The sequence below is a fragment of the Emticicia sp. C21 genome, from assembly GCF_003418935.1.
Lineage (GTDB): Bacteria > Bacteroidota > Bacteroidia > Cytophagales > Spirosomataceae > Emticicia.
Map to the genome: position 1 here is coordinate 557898 of NZ_QVMT01000001.1, position 17036 is coordinate 574933.

Annotated in this window: 10 protein-coding genes, 1 tRNA gene and 2 pseudogenes; 7 read left to right on the forward strand and 6 right to left on the reverse strand. The window is 38.6% G+C overall.

All coding sequences use genetic code 11. The features are described from left to right. Positions 1–11: 11 nt before the first annotated feature. On the reverse strand, positions 12–2450 hold the full coding sequence (locus D0T08_RS02365; protein WP_116980960.1) for a T9SS type A sorting domain-containing protein: 2439 nt from the start codon (positions 2448–2450) through the stop codon (positions 12–14). A gap of 318 nt (positions 2451–2768) precedes the next feature. On the opposite strand from D0T08_RS02365, the gene nirB reads away from it, so the two are divergent. The 3 genes from nirB to D0T08_RS02380 all read left to right on the forward strand — a co-directional run bounded on the left by nirB (position 2769) and on the right by D0T08_RS02380 (position 5942). Next, positions 2769–5309 carry a nitrite reductase large subunit NirB gene (nirB, locus tag D0T08_RS02370; RefSeq protein WP_116980961.1) on the forward strand — a complete coding sequence of 847 codons (2541 nt, stop codon included), beginning with the start codon at positions 2769–2771 and terminating at the stop codon, positions 5307–5309. Between the two features lie 30 nt (positions 5310–5339). Continuing rightward, positions 5340–5690 (forward strand): nitrite reductase small subunit NirD, encoded by a 351-nt coding sequence (nirD, locus tag D0T08_RS02375; protein ID WP_116980962.1) that lies wholly within the window; start codon positions 5340–5342, stop codon positions 5688–5690. Between the two features lie 178 nt (positions 5691–5868). Further along, positions 5869–5942: transfer RNA gene (locus D0T08_RS02380), tRNA-Asn, on the forward strand. Positions 5943–6322: 380 nt separating this feature from the next. Here the strand turns inward: D0T08_RS02380 and D0T08_RS27880 are convergent. The 5 genes and pseudogenes from D0T08_RS27880 to D0T08_RS02410 all read right to left on the reverse strand — a co-directional run bounded on the left by D0T08_RS27880 (position 6323) and on the right by D0T08_RS02410 (position 9824). Continuing rightward, positions 6323–6760 carry a transposase family protein gene (locus D0T08_RS27880; protein WP_229238897.1) on the reverse strand — a complete coding sequence of 146 codons (438 nt, stop codon included), beginning with the start codon at positions 6758–6760 and terminating at the stop codon, positions 6323–6325. Between the two features lie 90 nt (positions 6761–6850). Next, positions 6851–6919: pseudogene (locus D0T08_RS27885) on the reverse strand (hypothetical protein); the annotation flags it as partial. A gap of 286 nt (positions 6920–7205) precedes the next feature. After that, a pseudogene (locus D0T08_RS02395) lies at positions 7206–7745 on the reverse strand (transposase). A gap of 360 nt (positions 7746–8105) precedes the next feature. Next, positions 8106–8375, reverse strand: a complete 270-nt coding sequence (locus D0T08_RS02405; RefSeq protein WP_229238883.1) for a hypothetical protein — start codon at positions 8373–8375, stop codon at positions 8106–8108. A gap of 285 nt (positions 8376–8660) precedes the next feature. Further along, positions 8661–9824, reverse strand: a complete 1164-nt coding sequence (locus tag D0T08_RS02410) for a LacI family DNA-binding transcriptional regulator (RefSeq protein ID WP_116980964.1) — start codon at positions 9822–9824, stop codon at positions 8661–8663. Positions 9825–10118: 294 nt separating this feature from the next. Between D0T08_RS02410 and D0T08_RS02415 the strand changes: the two genes are divergently transcribed. The 4 genes from D0T08_RS02415 to D0T08_RS02430 all read left to right on the forward strand — a co-directional run bounded on the left by D0T08_RS02415 (position 10119) and on the right by D0T08_RS02430 (position 17026). Then, a complete protein-coding gene (locus D0T08_RS02415; protein WP_116980965.1) occupies positions 10119–13304 on the forward strand; it encodes a SusC/RagA family TonB-linked outer membrane protein in 3186 nt (1061 codons plus the stop codon). An 11-nt stretch (positions 13305–13315) separates the two neighbouring features. Beyond that, on the forward strand, positions 13316–14836 hold the full coding sequence (locus D0T08_RS02420) for a SusD/RagB family nutrient-binding outer membrane lipoprotein (protein ID WP_116981483.1): 1521 nt from the start codon (positions 13316–13318) through the stop codon (positions 14834–14836). A gap of 261 nt (positions 14837–15097) precedes the next feature. Then, a complete protein-coding gene (locus D0T08_RS02425; RefSeq protein WP_116980966.1) occupies positions 15098–16051 on the forward strand; it encodes a bile acid:sodium symporter family protein in 954 nt (317 codons plus the stop codon). A 33-nt stretch (positions 16052–16084) separates the two neighbouring features. Further along, positions 16085–17026 (forward strand): RraA family protein, encoded by a 942-nt coding sequence (locus D0T08_RS02430; RefSeq protein ID WP_116980967.1) that lies wholly within the window; start codon positions 16085–16087, stop codon positions 17024–17026. The last annotated feature ends 10 nt before the right edge of the window (positions 17027–17036 follow it).

Sequence of the window (17036 nt, forward strand, 5' to 3'; positions counted from 1 at the left end):
TGGTTTAAATCTTACTCAATAATTATTTTCCTTGTATGCTGATTAAGTTTAAGAATATATACCCCTTTATTGAATCCTTTCAGATTGATTTCATTCTGTGCCTCTGATAAGGTTTGTTGCAAAAGTGTCTTTCCTTCTATTGTTATTAACTCCAGATGCACAGGTTGTTGTTGATTTGTTTTTACTATCAGTTTATGACTAGCCGGGTTTGGATATATCTTTTCCTCCCAGAGTTCTTCGGTTGAAGTAATGGCTACCAATAATTTATCAGACACAACTGAACAGGTATTTTCTGTTACTTTCACGGTATAGTCACCAGCACCGGCATAAGTCAAAGTATTCGTGATAGCTCCGACTATGGCAGTTCCGTTGAAATACCATTGCAATTGTCCGGTGGCAGTAACAACTAACTGATTGTTTTCCTGCTTAATTGAAGGTTTGGCAGGTAGAGGGATAAAATGAATACTTACGGCGTTAGAAGGGAAACTAGTAGCCTTGTTTTTGCTCACAATCACTTTATAAGTGCCCGATTTTGTTATGCTTAGTTTATTATCAGTGGTAATTATTTCGTTTCCGTCATCAATTATCCATTTATAGGAATCAAAACCTTTGGAAGCAGTCAGCACGATAGTGTCTCCCTCACAGGATTGTGTATTAGGTACAACCAATACTGGTGAATCAAGTTTTGGTAGTAGAGAAAATAGTTGTCGCCCAAGGTCAGGTGTTGAAGCCTGACAAACCGGTATACCATTTACCATTCTAAAAAAGCCTGGCAGAGAACTTTGCGGACCTTGCCATAAATCGGCCACCATTTTTGTCCCTTCTGCAGTACCGTCGGTTACCCATGGTTCATAACCGGTATCAGGGGTATAGGCTGAAAAATAGAGTTTATCACCTAAAACACCAGCATCTGGTACACGAAGGTTCTCTTGTCCCGGAATTTGCGCTTCACTCAAAAAAACAATTGGAAAAAATAATCTAGCCGGAGATTTTAAATCAGAGACGTAAAACCTAAAATTAATACTCTCATAAATAGTACCTCTCTTATCCATTATTGCAATGATAACTTTATTGGTTTCAAATGGATAAACGTATATCTCGGGGCCAGTAGCTATTACTACCGGATCTGTCAGAGTCGGATGCCAATAAAATAAAGTCTTATCCCGGCTACTGGCGATTGGGGTAATTGGAAATAACATTCCGCCGTTTTTCATAACTATGGCTGCTCCGGGGCCATTCCTCTCATAGTCACTTAAATCTGCTGCAAGGGCAACATCATTGCCATCAAAAACATATACGCATAATCTTGATTTATCATCCACCTGTTTAAGTGCATTAAAGTAGAATTTATTTTCATACACAAAACTCTTGGGATAATTATCAAAATCTATATGCGGAACAATGCTTATGCCGGGTTTTTTCATAACCCCATTGTCATAAATCTGCCATTTTCTGAAATTCATGTCATAAAATAAATAACTATTGTTTATCTTCTTTCTCATACCCGGGTCTAAATCCGGATACAAACTCTTTACAAATTTTGTATTAGCAATAGTACCATCCGTAATCCACCAGTTCTCCTTGTCAAAAAAAATAATTTCCTCCTCATCAGCTAATGGAGGGAAAAATTTAGTTTCATCATCCGATTCAAATAATTTCACCAAACCTGCTTCACTGGTTACATAAGTGGCATATTTTTTACCAGATTCATCATATTTAGAAAAGAAAACTTTTCCGTGAAAGCTAGTAAGGTAAGCTTCCTGATTTTTATTAACAATCTCCCCATTAACTGGATTTATTATCAGGTACCTTTGACTACTAAGCAGAAAATCGGGTGCTATAGTCACTTTACAATAAAGATTCCCGGCATTCTCAATCCATCTTACATCTATTATAGAAGCATCTTCTTTTGATAAATCTATAATTTTTATCAATTCCTGGCGTGAGTCAGGATAAACTTTGAATATTTTCAAGAGAAGTACATTGTTATCTTTTTGTCCATAGATATAATAATAATCATTCCCGACTTTTAAGGCACTCGACCCTTCAATGAAATCTTTCGTCTCAAAGAGTTTTATCGTTTTATCACTTCCGTTAGTGACAAATTGAAGCAATGAAAAATTTTTATACATCTCTGCTTTGTCTGAACCAGTGGCTAGCCTATAAAGCAATTCATCTCCAGCTATAGACCATTCATCAAAACTGTTTGGAACTGTGGGAATGCTTGTAGAAAGATTAGTCAGAAGTTTTGTTCCTTCTTTAGTGCCGTCTGATGTGTAAAGATTAACGCCATTTTGTTCGGTAGATGTCCAAACAATTCTCTTATTCAGGTTGAATACATTATAATAGCCAATATCATAAGTATTCCTTATAGTAGTCAGTTGTTCTTGCCCTGAAACCTTTAAACAAACCCATAAGATTAGCAAAATAGTAGTAAAACGTTTTTTCATATAGTCAAGCGTAGTTTTCTATATTGACAGCAGAATTAGCAAAACGGTTGAGAGAAATCTTGTAAATTTTATTGGCATTTAGGCCAGACCTATTATTTATTCCTATTTATTCTGCATTAAGTACAATTCTCAAAACAGAAACATAAAATTTTCGAATTTTGCCAAATAAAAATTTGCAAATTAAAATTGCATGACTATATTTGAGTAGAAATAAGTATTTATACTCATTTTCTGATTAATCAATTAACACTGTTTTTAGACTGACTTGGGGGAAATTTCGGGCTAAAAACGGGCAAACGTAGGTAAACATAATTCAAAATGACAAACGGAACTAAACGCCGTGTCGTTGTGGTGGGCAACGGTATGGTGGGCTATAAGTTTTGCGAAAAACTCATAGCCAAAGCGCCTGATTTCTTCCATATCACCGTATTTGGTGAAGAACCGCGACCTGCTTACGACCGTGTACATCTGAGTGAATATTTTGCAGGCAAAACCGCCGAAGATCTCACACTCGCTCCATTAGACTGGTATTTCGACAATAATATCCAGATTCACCTCTCCGACCCGGTTACGCATATCGACCGTGAAAACAAAACTGTCTTATCACATCATGGACTTTCTGTACCTTACGATTACCTGATACTTGCTACGGGTTCTGCACCTTTTGTGCCGTCGATTCCGGGTATAGAGAAAGAGGGTGTCTTTGTTTATCGCACCATAGAAGATCTGGAAATGATGCAGAGCCATGCAGCAAAAGCCAGAAAAGGTGCTGTAATAGGTGGAGGACTATTGGGCTTAGAGGCAGGCAAGGCATTGATAGATTTAGGATTAGAAGAGATACATGTCATAGAGTTTGCTCCTAAATTGATGCCTCGCCAGATTGACCAGCTGGGTTCTGATATGCTTAAAAACAAACTGGAATCATTAGGACTAAAAATTCATTTATCGAAGAATACGCAGGAAATTATAGGTGATGATGCTATTAAAGGCATGAGTTTTGCCGACGGCTCAAAACTTGATGTAGATATGCTGGTGATTTCGGCAGGTATCAAACCGAGAGACGAAGTAGCAAGATTGGCGGGTTTGGAAGTTGGCAGCCGTGGTGGAATTGTGGTTAATAATCACTTACAAACGTCTGACCCTGATATTTTTGCCATCGGTGAATGTGCCTTGCATAATCATATGATATATGGACTGGTTGCTCCCGGTTATGATATGGCTGATGTGGTGGCAAAAAATCTCAGCAAAGTTACCAACTCAGAAGGCAAATCGTTTATTTCATTCGACATGTCAACCAAATTAAAGCTTATCGGGGTTGACGTGGCCAGTTTCGGGAATCCATTCATTCAGGAGCCGGATTGCCAGACTATTGTTTATGAAAACAAATCGAAAGGCGTTTATAAAAGAATTAATATCTCTATTGATGGGAAAAGTCTGCTTGGCGGTATCCTGATAGGCGATGCAGAGCAATACAATATGCTATTGCAGACTACCATCAATAATCTGGTGATACCAAAAGATCCTGAAGACTTGATTTTAGGCAGCAGAGGTGGAGAATCTGACGGGGGTGCAGGTGTAATGGCCTTGCCCGACGAAGCACTTATCTGTTCGTGCGAAGCTATTTCTAAAGGACGTATCTGCCACGAAATTGTTGAAAATAAGGTTACCACAGCTGATGGTATAAAAAAATGCACCAAAGCTGGCACAGGTTGCGGAGGTTGTATGCCTTTGGTAAAAGACCTTGTTCAAGGCACCATGAAAGCACAGGGTATCTATATCAGAAATATCTTATGTGAGCATTTTGATTATACCCGTCAGGAATTATTCAATCTGGTAAAAATCAATAACCTCAAAACCTACGATGAGGTATTGGATAAATTTGGTAAAGACGATGGTTGTGAAGTTTGTAAACCTGCCATTGCTTCTATTCTTGCCAGTTTGTGGAACGAAATGATTCTGCAAAAAGATAACGCCACTGCACAGGATTCAAACGACCGATTCTTAGCCAATATTCAGCGTGGGGGAACCTATTCAGTTGTCCCTCGTATACCAGGTGGAGAAATAACCCCAGAAAAGCTGATTGTAATCGGACAAGTGGCGCAAAAATATGGCTTATATACTAAGATTACTGGTGGACAACGTATTGACCTGTTTGGTGCCCATGTAGGTGATTTACCTCAAATATGGGAAGAACTGATAGCCGCAGGTTTTGAAAGCGGACACGCCTATGGAAAATCGCTGCGTACCGTAAAAAGCTGCGTAGGCACAACCTGGTGCCGCTTTGGTGTACAGGATTCTGTGAGTTTCGCGATAGAAGTAGAGAATCGGTATAAGGGACTTCGTTCTCCACATAAATTAAAATCTGCCGTTTCCGGTTGTATTCGTGAATGTGCTGAGGCCCAAAGCAAAGACTTTGGTATTATAGCTACCGAAAAAGGCTGGAACTTATATGTATGCGGCAATGGTGGTTCCAAACCTCAGCACGCCCTCTTATTGGCTACTGATCTGAGTAGTGAAATGTGTTTGAAATTGATTGACCGCTTCCTGATGTTCTATATTAAAACAGCCGAGCCACTTACCCGCACAGCCACCTGGTTGAACAAAATGGAAGGTGGAATTGCCTATCTGAAATCAGTGATTATAGATGATACCTTAGGTATTTGTGATGATTTAGAAAAAGAAATGCAAGGTTTGATAGATAACTATCTATGCGAATGGAAAGAAGCTGTTGAAACGCCTGAAATCCGCAAGCGCTTTGTACATTTTGTGAATGCTCCGGAGGTAAAAGACCCGAATGTGAAATATGAACCATTGAGAGACCAGATAATGGCCACCGATTGGAACAAAGTAACAGCATAATCTTTATCAACATCAAAACATAGAACAAACATGGTACTTACAGATACAGCCATAGCGATTAGTTGGAAACAAGCCTGCAGAATTGAAGACATACCCGAAAACGGAGGCGCTTGTGTATTAATAGACGGCGAACAAATAGCCATCTACAATTTTTCGAGACGCAACGAATGGTTTGCCACACAAAATCTTTGTCCGCACAAGCAGCAAATGGTTTTGTCGAGAGGCATGATAGGCACACAAGGTGGAGAACCAAAGGTGGCTTGTCCGTTTCATAAAAAGACTTTTTCGCTGGAAACCGGAAAATGTATGGGTGATGAAGATTACCAGATCATGACCTATCCGGTAAAAGTGGAAGGAAATGTAGTTTTTGTAGGCGTTTAAAGAAAAAAATTTAACATTTTCTTAACCATCTAAAGTCTTGACCATAAGACTCTTCAGGTGTAGTACAATAATAAGCCCAGAGAAATTTTAAAATATTTTTTAATTTTTAGTTGACACATATACCTGAAAAGTCTAATTTTGCACCACGATTTCAGACAAAGGAGTCGCGGCAAAATGATCCCGAATAGCTCAGTCGGTTAGAGCATCTGACTGTTAATCAGAGGGTCGCTGGTTCGAGCCCAGCTTCGGGAGCCCTGATAATCAAGCACTTAGCAGTAATGTTAAGTGCTTTTTTGTTTTAGTTGCATAACATTTTGCATAACATCATTTGATTTAATTTGAAATTTCTATTTTTATTAATTCAAAATATATCAAATAAACATCTCCAATCTTCTGGAAAAGGTTCATTAAAGTAAAAGGATTCTGCTAGTATTTTTAGAATTCCATATCCCGACAATTCTGTTCTAAATTTATTATTTTCTCGTTTTTTACTTTTTATTATTTTGAACTTGTTTAGTATTATATTTTTGTTTGGATTTTACGTAAAAATCGCACAGTAAATGAGATTAAAGTTAGAGCTATCCAATTTGCGGCTTTGGTTTCAAATCTGATCAATAATGCTTTAAAACTATCTAACAAGCGTTTGCCTGTTCAATAACACTCCGTCTCTTATAAAGTTTTTCATCAAAGTATTGATAGCTATCGTCGTATAATTCATTTTTTGAGTTTCTCGAATTTGTATCAATATTGGCTTCTATTCCTTTGTGTCTACAAATTTGGCGAAACTCTTTACTATCGAATCCGGAATCAGTATTTAGAAACAACCCTTTTATATTTATTCCTGCATTCTTAAGCATTTGGCAAAGTTCTCCAAATAATTCATTTATCTTGTATAAATCATGATGCCCTCCTGCCTGAGGGCTTGCACAAGCTATCATTTGCCCCTGATTATCAGCTAAATACAAAGTATTGGTTGTTTCTGAAGATTTTCTCCCTTGATAGCTTACTGCTTCTCCTCCTCGTTTGGCAGGGGTATGACTCCCGTCAAGTTGAATAGAGGATAAGTCCAAAAAGCAACGGTTTGAGGCTAAAACATTAAGCCAAACCTTTTTCCATGAGCCGTTCTTGACCCACTTACTGAAATGATAATACACCCCTTGCCAAGTCAAAATACGGCTACTGAAAAACTGATTTACCGGTAAAAATCTCCATTGGCAACCTGTCTTCAACCGATATAATATCGCCGAAACTATTTCTGTTAATAATTCAGCTTCACATTCTTTGCCTCGTAAACCAATACTTAAATTTGGTAATATGTATCGCTCTATTGTACTTTTATCGCTGCGGCGAACCGTTTAAGATTTCCACTTTTTGATAATTTTATGATTCGCACCACAAAATTCATCTTAATTTGGAAATCTTTTATTAATACTAAACAACTTCAGCATTAAAAGATTCAGCCGAAGCATTAGTGCTTCTGTTCTCAAAGAAGTTGACAATGGTTTTATAATGATTTTAAATTGAACGGGCTACGGTGTTAAAAGCTTTAAACCTAGCCTGTCTTACTCTCTCGTGCCATTTAGCTAACCTGGTTAATCCATACAGTTTATCAGTTGTATTTTCAAAGATATAAGAGAGACTCATCGTTAAATCGTATGATTGTTTGATGTCTGGATATAATTCGAATAGTAAAGCCGCTCTTTGCTTCTGATTTTCTGTCCAGACTTTTTCTTTTTTATAGAGGACATATCTGCTTCTAGGTAAGAGTTGTTTGATCGTATCTCCATTCGGAAGTACTTTAGTGACATAGTCTGTATCCGTCTTCTTAGCTAACTCAATCGCATCATTTTTAGCATCCAATGCTTCTCATCTGTGTTTGATTCTGATTTCTTGTAAAGCTTCTGTGGCTAGCTTTTAGACGTGGAATCTGTCTGTTACTCTTATAGCATTAGGGAATGCTCTTTTGTCAATTAACTCTATATTAGAAGCCATATCCAGAGTAATTTCTTTGACTTTCTTACGAAGATTAATAGGTATTTTCCGTAAAACATCAATGAGGGTCTCCTAGTACCTGCGACAATAGCTACAAGGCTGCCTTTTTTCCCCTTAGATAACTTATTTAGTCAAAATTGTGCAGAGTTCTCCATCAGACAAGCTAGTGGCATCGATAGATAAATATTTACCTGTATTCTCTGGAAAAAGAAGCCATTTCTTCGCATGACTTCGCTGAGACCAACTCTTAAAATTGCTTAAATAATCTTTATATTGCTCTTGCAGGCGTTTACCATTCACTCCATAATGGCCTGCAATAGATTGTGTAGCATCTGTACTAGAATCGATTGAGTTCTTTAAAAAAAGCTGCGAAATCCTTAGTTATCCGCGTCCCATCTGCCACTAAATCCCAATTACGATACACTACTTTTTCAAGAGTATGACTATACCACCTGCATCGCTTGATATGTAGAAAAACTTTATGCCCTCTGATTGGAAAGTCCTGAATCGTAATCTCATCAAAGAAGCCTCGAGCCGCGTAGACTTTGATTCTAACTTCTGATCTTCAAACTCTTTAGGTATCTGATTAATCTCTTGCAGATATAAATGCATTACTTCTGACGTAGCCTTATAAGAAGTAAGCTCAAAATTCTCAATAATAATAGCTAGTAGTAATAACTTTAATAATTCCATGTAACTCTCTTGTATCTGTCTTTGCTTAAAATGTTCTAATTCTATCTTTGCTCAATCGAACCACCGAATCAGATGCTCATTTGATTCAGATATTTGCTTCACAAAACAAAACTACCTTTTCCTGAGCATCTATTTTCTTATACGATAATTTTAACCAAGTTCATAAATTAAATAGATTAATGAAGAATGCGATTATCTAAGTGAGGGTTATAGCATAGTATATCAAAATAAACTTTCTCAAGTCTATTAAGTTTCTAATATTTAACATAATCCTTATAGAATTCACTAATGCTTAACAAATATATTTATTGAGGAGGCTCTAACGATTAACTCTCCCCGAACCGATTGAGTAGTAGTATTGGGAGTATTTTTACTGTTAATATTTTCAATAAGTAAATTAATCGCAGCTTCGCCTACTTTGTTTGGGAAATGATTAAAGACAGTAAGAGACGGTTCAAATAATTCGCATAGTATATCATCTCCAAAACCAACAAATGCCATTTCTTCCGGAATTTTAACCTGTCTTTTTTTAGCTTCTACCATCATTTCTATGGCATTTCTTGAGAGCATAGCAAAGACTCCATCTGGTGGCTGCTGCATATTTATGAAATACTCAAATGCTTTTGATCCATCATTTTTATTCATTTCTGAATAATAGATATATTTCTCGTCTACTTCAATACCATATTTTTGAAGTGCCGCTTTATAGCCTTCAAGGCGAATCTGAGAGATATAAAACTTCTCTGGACCAAGCATAACTCCTATTTTCTGACACCCCTGAACAATTAAATGTTCTACCAAGTCAAAACTTCCTTTAAAATCTTCATGAATTACCTTGGGTGTGTCTATTTCATTGCAAACTCTGTCAAAATGTACTATAGGAATACTTTTCGCTAACACATGCTCAATATGTTCAAAGGAAGTAGTTTCTTTAGAATGGCTTACTAATAATCCATCTACACGGCAGGCAATGAGTGTCTCTATATTTAGTTTTTCGACAGATTGAGATTCGCTGGAATGACAAACCATAATTCTGTAACCTGTATCAATAGCCACTTGCTGCATACTTGCTAAAGCTGTTGCAAAAAAAGGAAGCTCCACATTCGGAATCACCACACCAATAGTATTAGTCTTACCTTTATTCAGACTCTGAGCTAACAAATTAGGTCTGTAATCCAAGTCAATAGCCGCTTGCATAACCGCTTGTCTAGTAAAGGGACTTATATCAGCTTTGCCATTCAACGCTCTTGAAACAGTAGAAGCAGCAATACCCAAGTGCTTCGCCAGATCTACAATAGTAGCCTGGTTAGCTTTCTGAGGCAATTTGGCGTTTTCATTTTCCAAAATGAAATGGAAATTACACAGTTTACAAAAAAAGCGCTGTTTTCCTCTTAAAAAACCTGATCTTATTACCCCATCTACTGAATTACATTTAATACATTTTTGCATACCTGGTGTTGCACTTTTTTAAGATTACTTATCAATAATCAAATTACGCAAAAATTTCTTTATAACAATTAATATTCCTTTTATCTCACTAATTCATTACAAAAAACTTAAAAAAAACGCTTATCACAAACGTTTCTGATAGTTGGCGTTCAAAAGTTGGTGTCAAATTGACACTGTTTATTTGGAAATCAAATTCCTGCGTATAGTTTCGATAATCTTATTTTTTCAATCAACCTGATTTTTTAGTATTCCAAGCATAAAAAATTGTACTTATCAAATAAAACTTCTACAAAAATGAAACAGAATTACCCATTAAGAACTCATAGTTTTAAACAGAAAATCTTATTATTACTACTATTCTTTAGCCCTTTAATGATTTTAGCACAGACCAGGTCAATAAGCGGGCGTGTAATAGGTGGAGCTTCCAAAGACCCTATGCCGGGAGTTGGTATTACGATTAAAGGTACTCAACGGGGAACTACCACAGATGCATCAGGAAACTTTAAGATTGATGCTTCTTCCGAAGAAACCCTGGTTTTTAGTTTTATCGGTTATTTAGCCCAGGAAATTAAAGTTGGCAACAGGTCGACAATTGAAGTAAACTTACTGGAGGATACCCAGGCATTGGAAGAGGTGGTGGTAACGGCCTTAGGTATCAAAAAAGATGCTAAAAAACTGGGCTATGCTACTTCTACGATTTCGGCAGAGGCCATTACAGAAAATCGTTCTCCTAATTTTATGAATACCCTGCAGGGCAAAATAGCCGGTGTAAATATTTCCGGCTTAGGTACAGGCCCTAATGGCACATCAAAAATCAGGATACGCGGGCAATCTTCCTTTGCAGGCCAGAATAACCCGCTGATTGTTATTAATGGGGTTCCTATTGATAATACCAACTTTGGTACAAATCCCAACAATGCGGGTGCTGATAATTCGATTGCTGTGAGAGGTGGCGGAAATACTTCTGATGGTGGTGATGGTTTATCGAGTGTAAATCCTGATGATATTGAAAGTATGACTGTGCTCAAAGGAGCCACCGCAGCGGCGTTGTATGGTTCGCGTGCAAAAGATGGTGTAATTATGATTACTACTAAAACCAAAGGCAGTGGACGTGGGATTGGCGTAAGTTTCAATTCAAATTACACCAACGAAACACCTCTGGATTTTACAGATTTCCAGTACGAATATGGTCAGGGAGAAAATGGTGTCCGGCCTACTACGCCTAATCCTACTTCCGGCCAATGGTCTTTTGGTGAGAAATTTCAGCCCGGTATGACACAGGTATTATTTGATGGGGTTACGGTTCCGTATGAGCCTGTATATAACAGAATCAGGAAATTCTTTAGAAATGGCTCGAATTTTACCAATACAATCAGTTTATCTGCCGGTGGCGACAAAGGTGGCTTTAACCTTTCGTTTGCCAATATGGATAGTAAAGGGATTGTACCCAATAATACTTTCAGCCGCAAAACGGTTAACCTTGGTTTTGCTTATGATTTATCTAAAAAACTGAGCTTTTCGGGCAATGTAAATTATTCGAACGAGTTCAACAAAAATCCTCCGAATATAGCCAATCAGGATAACTCTATTCCGACAGCGCTTTATAATATGGCCAACTCTATGCCTTTAGATTTGCTGGACCAGAAGAAATATGATGCAGACGGAAACGAGTTTGTTTATTCAAGATTTAAGAATCGTACCAATCCTTACTGGGTACTGGCAGAACAGTTTCAGAACATTCGCCGCGACAGAATTTTTGGAAATATTACTGCCAAATATAACATTTTACCGTGGTTGTTCATTCAGGGACGTATCGGGCAGGATTTCTGGTCGCGTGACCAGGAATTCAATAATTTCCCGACGGGACATGCTTCATTAAGCCCTGCACCTGCCGGGTTTGTGAATGGGACATTTACACAGGAATCGAGAAGATTCAGAGAGACCAATGCTGATGTATTGATTTCAGCAAGTAGAAAGTTCGGTGACTTTGGTGTGGATATTAATGCTGGGGGTAATCAGATGTATCGTCGTTCAGATCTGAACAGTGTACTCGTTCAGGATTTTGTCGTAAGAGGCTTGTATACAGTCATGAATGGCCGGGTAAAAGACCCGATTTATGGTTTATCTGAGAGAGCTGTTAACTCAATCTATGGGTCAGGGGAGTTATCTTATAAAGACTTTCTTTTTGTAAATGTTACTGCCAGAAACGACTGGTTTTCGACGCTTTCTCCCGAAAACAGAAGTATTCTTTATCCTTCAGTCTCAGGTAGTTTTGTATTCTCTCAGGCATTTAAATCCGCACCGAGCTGGTTGAACTTCGGAAAATTGCGAGTGGCCTATGCCGAAGTGGGTAGTGATACAGATGTAGCTCCTTATTCAAACAATCTGTTTTATGGGATCAATGCCAACTTGTTTCCTAATCCGTCGGGTGCCGCTCAACCAGTAGGTGGTTCGCAGGGCACAACAGTACCAAATGCTGGTTTAAGACCTATGCAAACGGCTGAGTCTGAAATTGGACTAGAGCTGAAATTATTTAAGAATCGTGTGGGTCTTGATTTTGCTGCTTACAGAAAAATAACCAATGATCAGATTGTTTCTGCGCAGATTTCTGATGCCTCCGGTTTTATTAATACATTGATTAATAGTGGCAAAAGCGAAAACAAAGGCGTTGAGTTCCTGCTTAATTTGGTGCCTTTAAGAACCAGAAATTTTCAGTGGGATCTGACATTTAATGGTTCTTATAATATTACTAAAGTCTTAAGCTTACTGACCGATAAACCAGGTGAAAGAATCACGGTAGGTACGCACGTATTCAATGGAGAATTAAGACAGATAGTGGGCCAGGAAATGGCTCAGATTTATGGATTTGGTTATAAGAGAGACGAACAAGGCAGAAAAATATTCGGCACGGGTGGGCTTCCTATCCGTACACCAGACCTTATATCGTTTGGAAGCGCTTTACCAAAATGGGTAGGTGGCATCAATAATTCATTTAATTACAAGGGCGTCAATCTTTCATTCCTGATCGATTTCAAATTGGGTAATAAGATGTTGTCAGGCACTAATTTCAACCTGATCAGAGAGGGTTTGCATAAAATTACTTTACAAGGCAGAGATGGTATCATAGGTGACGGAGTCAACGAAAAGGGAGAACCAAATACAGTAAAAGCCAATATACAACCCTATTGGGAAATAGTAAGAACTGCTGCTTTGGTTGAACCGGTCATTTATAATGGGGGTTACTGGAAACTACGCCAGATTACTGCCGGGTACGATTTTACTAGATTTTTACCTCAGAATTCTCCAATAAAAGCAGTGAAACTAAGCTTTGTGGCAAATAATGTATTGATGTTAAAGAAATGGGTGCCTAATATAGATCCGGAGTCTTTTGGCTACTCTTCTGACAACCTTGTCGGCCTGGAGTCTACTGGTCTTCCTACAACCCGAAGTCTAGGAGTCAATTTAAATGTTAAATTTTAATGCTATCAAAAATGAAAAAAATATATAGTTATTTATTGATAAGCTTTTTTATTGTATTGGCTTCTTCGTGCGACAAAGGTTTTGATGAGCTGAATATCAATAAAACAGCAGCCACAGCCATTAATCCGGTATTTACATTCAATAATGCGTTGATTAATGCTTCTTTTCCGGCAGGGATTGTGCAATATGAAATGGGGATTGTTCAACAAATGGTAACACCCAATTCGGGAGTTGTTGCCGGAGCCAATTTTAACCAGGATAATAGAGATGCCACGCAGCAAACATGGCAACGGTATTACAGAACAGTCGTATTGTATACAACCGATGTCATCAAAACAGTAAAAGATGTCCCTGCCAGAAGTAACCTGCTTAACATGGCCCGTATCTGGAAAGCTTATGCTTTTACTATCCTGACTGATACGTATGGTGATGTGCCTTACGCTCAGGCCGGTAAAGGTTTTACAGATCAGATAGTGCTGCCAAAATATGATACGCAGCAAGCCATTTATACAGATATTATCAAAGAACTCACTGAAGCATCAGCCGCACTCGATGCAGCCAAAACGCGTGAAACAGCAGATATTTTATATGGTGGAGATATTGCTAAATGGAAGAAACTAGGCTACTCTTTGTTGTTGCGTGTAGGCATGAGACTAAGCAAAGTTGATGCGAATCTGGCAAAAGAAACGGTGCAAAAGGCCATTCAGGGAGGCGTATTCAGTTCGAATGCTGATAACGCTTTTATTAAACATGACGCCAATTATGTGAATGGTGTGGGTCAGATGCTTAATTCTACCGAAGCTGCCAACTTCTTTCTGGCCGCTCCATTTGTAGATTACCTGAAGAAAACCAATGACCCGAGATTGAAGGCTATTGCTGTAAGGTATGTTGGGGCAGGTTCAGGTTCTGACCAGGTAGCTTCCAGAGCATCTACCGACCCTGCCATCCAGATAGGTATGCCTTTAGGGTATGATAATAATACTGTTAAAGCGCCTGCTGCTGCTGCAGGGCTGGCGAGCTTTTATGAATATAGCCAGGTTGACAGAACCCGTATGACCAAAGTAGCCAGTCCCATGTTTTTGGTTACTTATGCACAAACCCAATTGTTACTGGCCGAAGCCGTGCAAAGGGGCTGGGCAACTGGTTCGATAGAGGATTATTATAAAAATGGTGTCAGGGCTCATATGGAGCAACTGGCTGCTTATGATGCCAATTCTACCATTGCCACAGAGGCCATAGATACTTACCTGAAAAACAACCCTTTTGATACTGCCAATGCTTTGGAGCAAATCAACACGCAGTATTGGGTTGCTTCTTTTTTAAATGGACCGGAAGCATTTGCGAATTTCAGAAGAAGTGGTTTTCCTAAGCTAATGCCCAATCCTTTTCCGGGAAAAAGTATTAAAGGAGAATTTATCAGAAGATTAACCTATCCGAATTCTGAGATTTCAGTTAATTCTGTTAATGTGAAGGAAGCCATTGGCAGACAAGGAAATGATGATCTGGATTCCAGAGTATGGTGGGATAAATAATCAACTAATACATCATCAAAAAGATGAATTGCCAGCTGTATTTCTTTTGCGAATTAAGCTATTCAATAGTTTGAAGGTATTTAGATGCACTTAATCTACAGAGGGGGTCTAAAAAGTCAAGGTATGCAAAATATTTTTTAGCCCCCTTTTATTTTTTCTATATACAATCTGAGTTTCCGATTATCAGGTAGGTCAAATACTATTCTACTCTGATTATTTTTAAGACTACCTCATCATTTAACCACTTTTCTATTACCACTAATGAAATTAAAAGACTATTGGTACACATTGAGCATTATTCTGCTCGTTATACTTGGCTATAATTTTCCGGATACCTTCAGTAGTCTTTTCGGAGTTAAACTTAACACATTTATTAAACCCGTTTTACAGGTTATTATGCTGGGAATGGGGGCAACCATGACCATTGATGATTTTGCGGAAGTTTTTAAATCTCCGCTTAAAGTACTGATAGGCCTGGTTTGTCATTTTACTATTATGCCTTTTTCAGGGCTGGCATTATCAAAAATTTTCAGTTTCCCGCCTGAAATTGCAGCCGGAATTATTCTAATAGGCAGTAGCCCCAGTGGGCTTGCCTCCAATGTAATGGCACTTATGGCCAGAGCAAACGTCGCACTGTCAGTTACTATTACTACTTTATCTACCCTGATGGCACCGATTATGACTCCTTTTCTGATGAAAGCTTTGGGAGGAGGCTTAATTGAAGTAGAATTTTGGGCCATGTTCTGGGATATGTCTCAAATGGTGATTTTACCCATCATTCTGGGGCTGGCACTTTATAAAATAATGCCCAAGGTAATGGCCAGATTCAATAAAATTCTGCCTGTTTTTTCCATGTTAGGTATTGCCTATGTGATACTTGTGGTGACTGCCAGTGGTGCCAATTCTCTCAGAACAGTCGGGTTATTGCTGGTCATTGTAGTAATCATTCATAATCTTTTTGGCTATACACTTGGTTATTTTTTCTCCCGATTGCTGAAATTCACAGAATCAGATGCACGTGCTATTTCTTTTGAGGTAGGTATGCAGAATGCCGGTCTGGCATCTGCTTTAGCCAATGAAATGGGGCGCATTGCTACGGTCGGTCTGGCTGCGGCAATTTTCGGGCCGGTAATGAATATTACAGGCTCAATGTTGGCAAATTTCTGGAGTAAACGCCCACCGAATGAGCAATCTCAAAAACAGACAAATGATTGAAACCAATTTAAAACCCTATTCTCCCTGATAGCTATGAAAAAAATTTATTTAGGTATTTTCCTTTTTTTAGGCATATCAAGCCTTCATGCCCAGCAAATTTCAAAAGAATACCTGCTACACCTTACCCGTGAATGGAAAGGCGAAAGATTTCCTGATGGCAGGCCTAAAGTGGATGATAAGCTTTTGAAACGTATGAAAAAAGTAACCCTGGAAGAGGCCTGGGCGGTATTGAGAAATCATAATTACAGATACCAGTTTGAAGGCAACTGGCAAACCATCAATCCTGATTCTGTACTGGTTGGTAGAGCCGTAACAGCCATTTTTACCCCCGGACGACCAGATATACAAACGGCCATTGATGATAAAGGCCATGATAAAGACGGCCGTATCAAGTCGCAGAATGCCTGGCCTATTGATTTGCTGGTGAAAGGAGATGTGTATGTAGTTGACCAGTTTAATGCGTACGAAGACGGACCTACTATTGGTGATAATCTGGGTAACTCTATCTATGCCAAAACGGGCAATGGAATTGTATACGATGGAGCCGTCAGGGATTTAAGTGGGTTGAAAGAAATAGGCGGCTTTACTTCTTTTTACAGAAGCTATCATCCCTCCCATCATCTAAATGAAGCTAAAAGAGCTTTAAATACTACCCTAGTGGGTATCAATCAACCTACACGTATTGGTAATGCCACAGTAATGCCCGGCGATATTGTATTGGGGAGAGAAGGCGGAGTTGTGTTTATTCCTCCGCATTTAGCCGAAGAAGTAGTTAAAGTCTCTGAGGTAGTCAGGCTCCGTGATATGTTTGGGCATCAAAGGCTCCGTGAACAAAAATATACTCCGGGGCAGATTGATACCCGATGGTCGGATGAAATTGAGAAAGACTTCTCTCAATGGCTCCGCGAGCATATTAATAAATTACCGGTTGACCCGGCTCAGATTCAGGAAATTCTGAAACAAAGAACCTGGTAATTGAGACTTC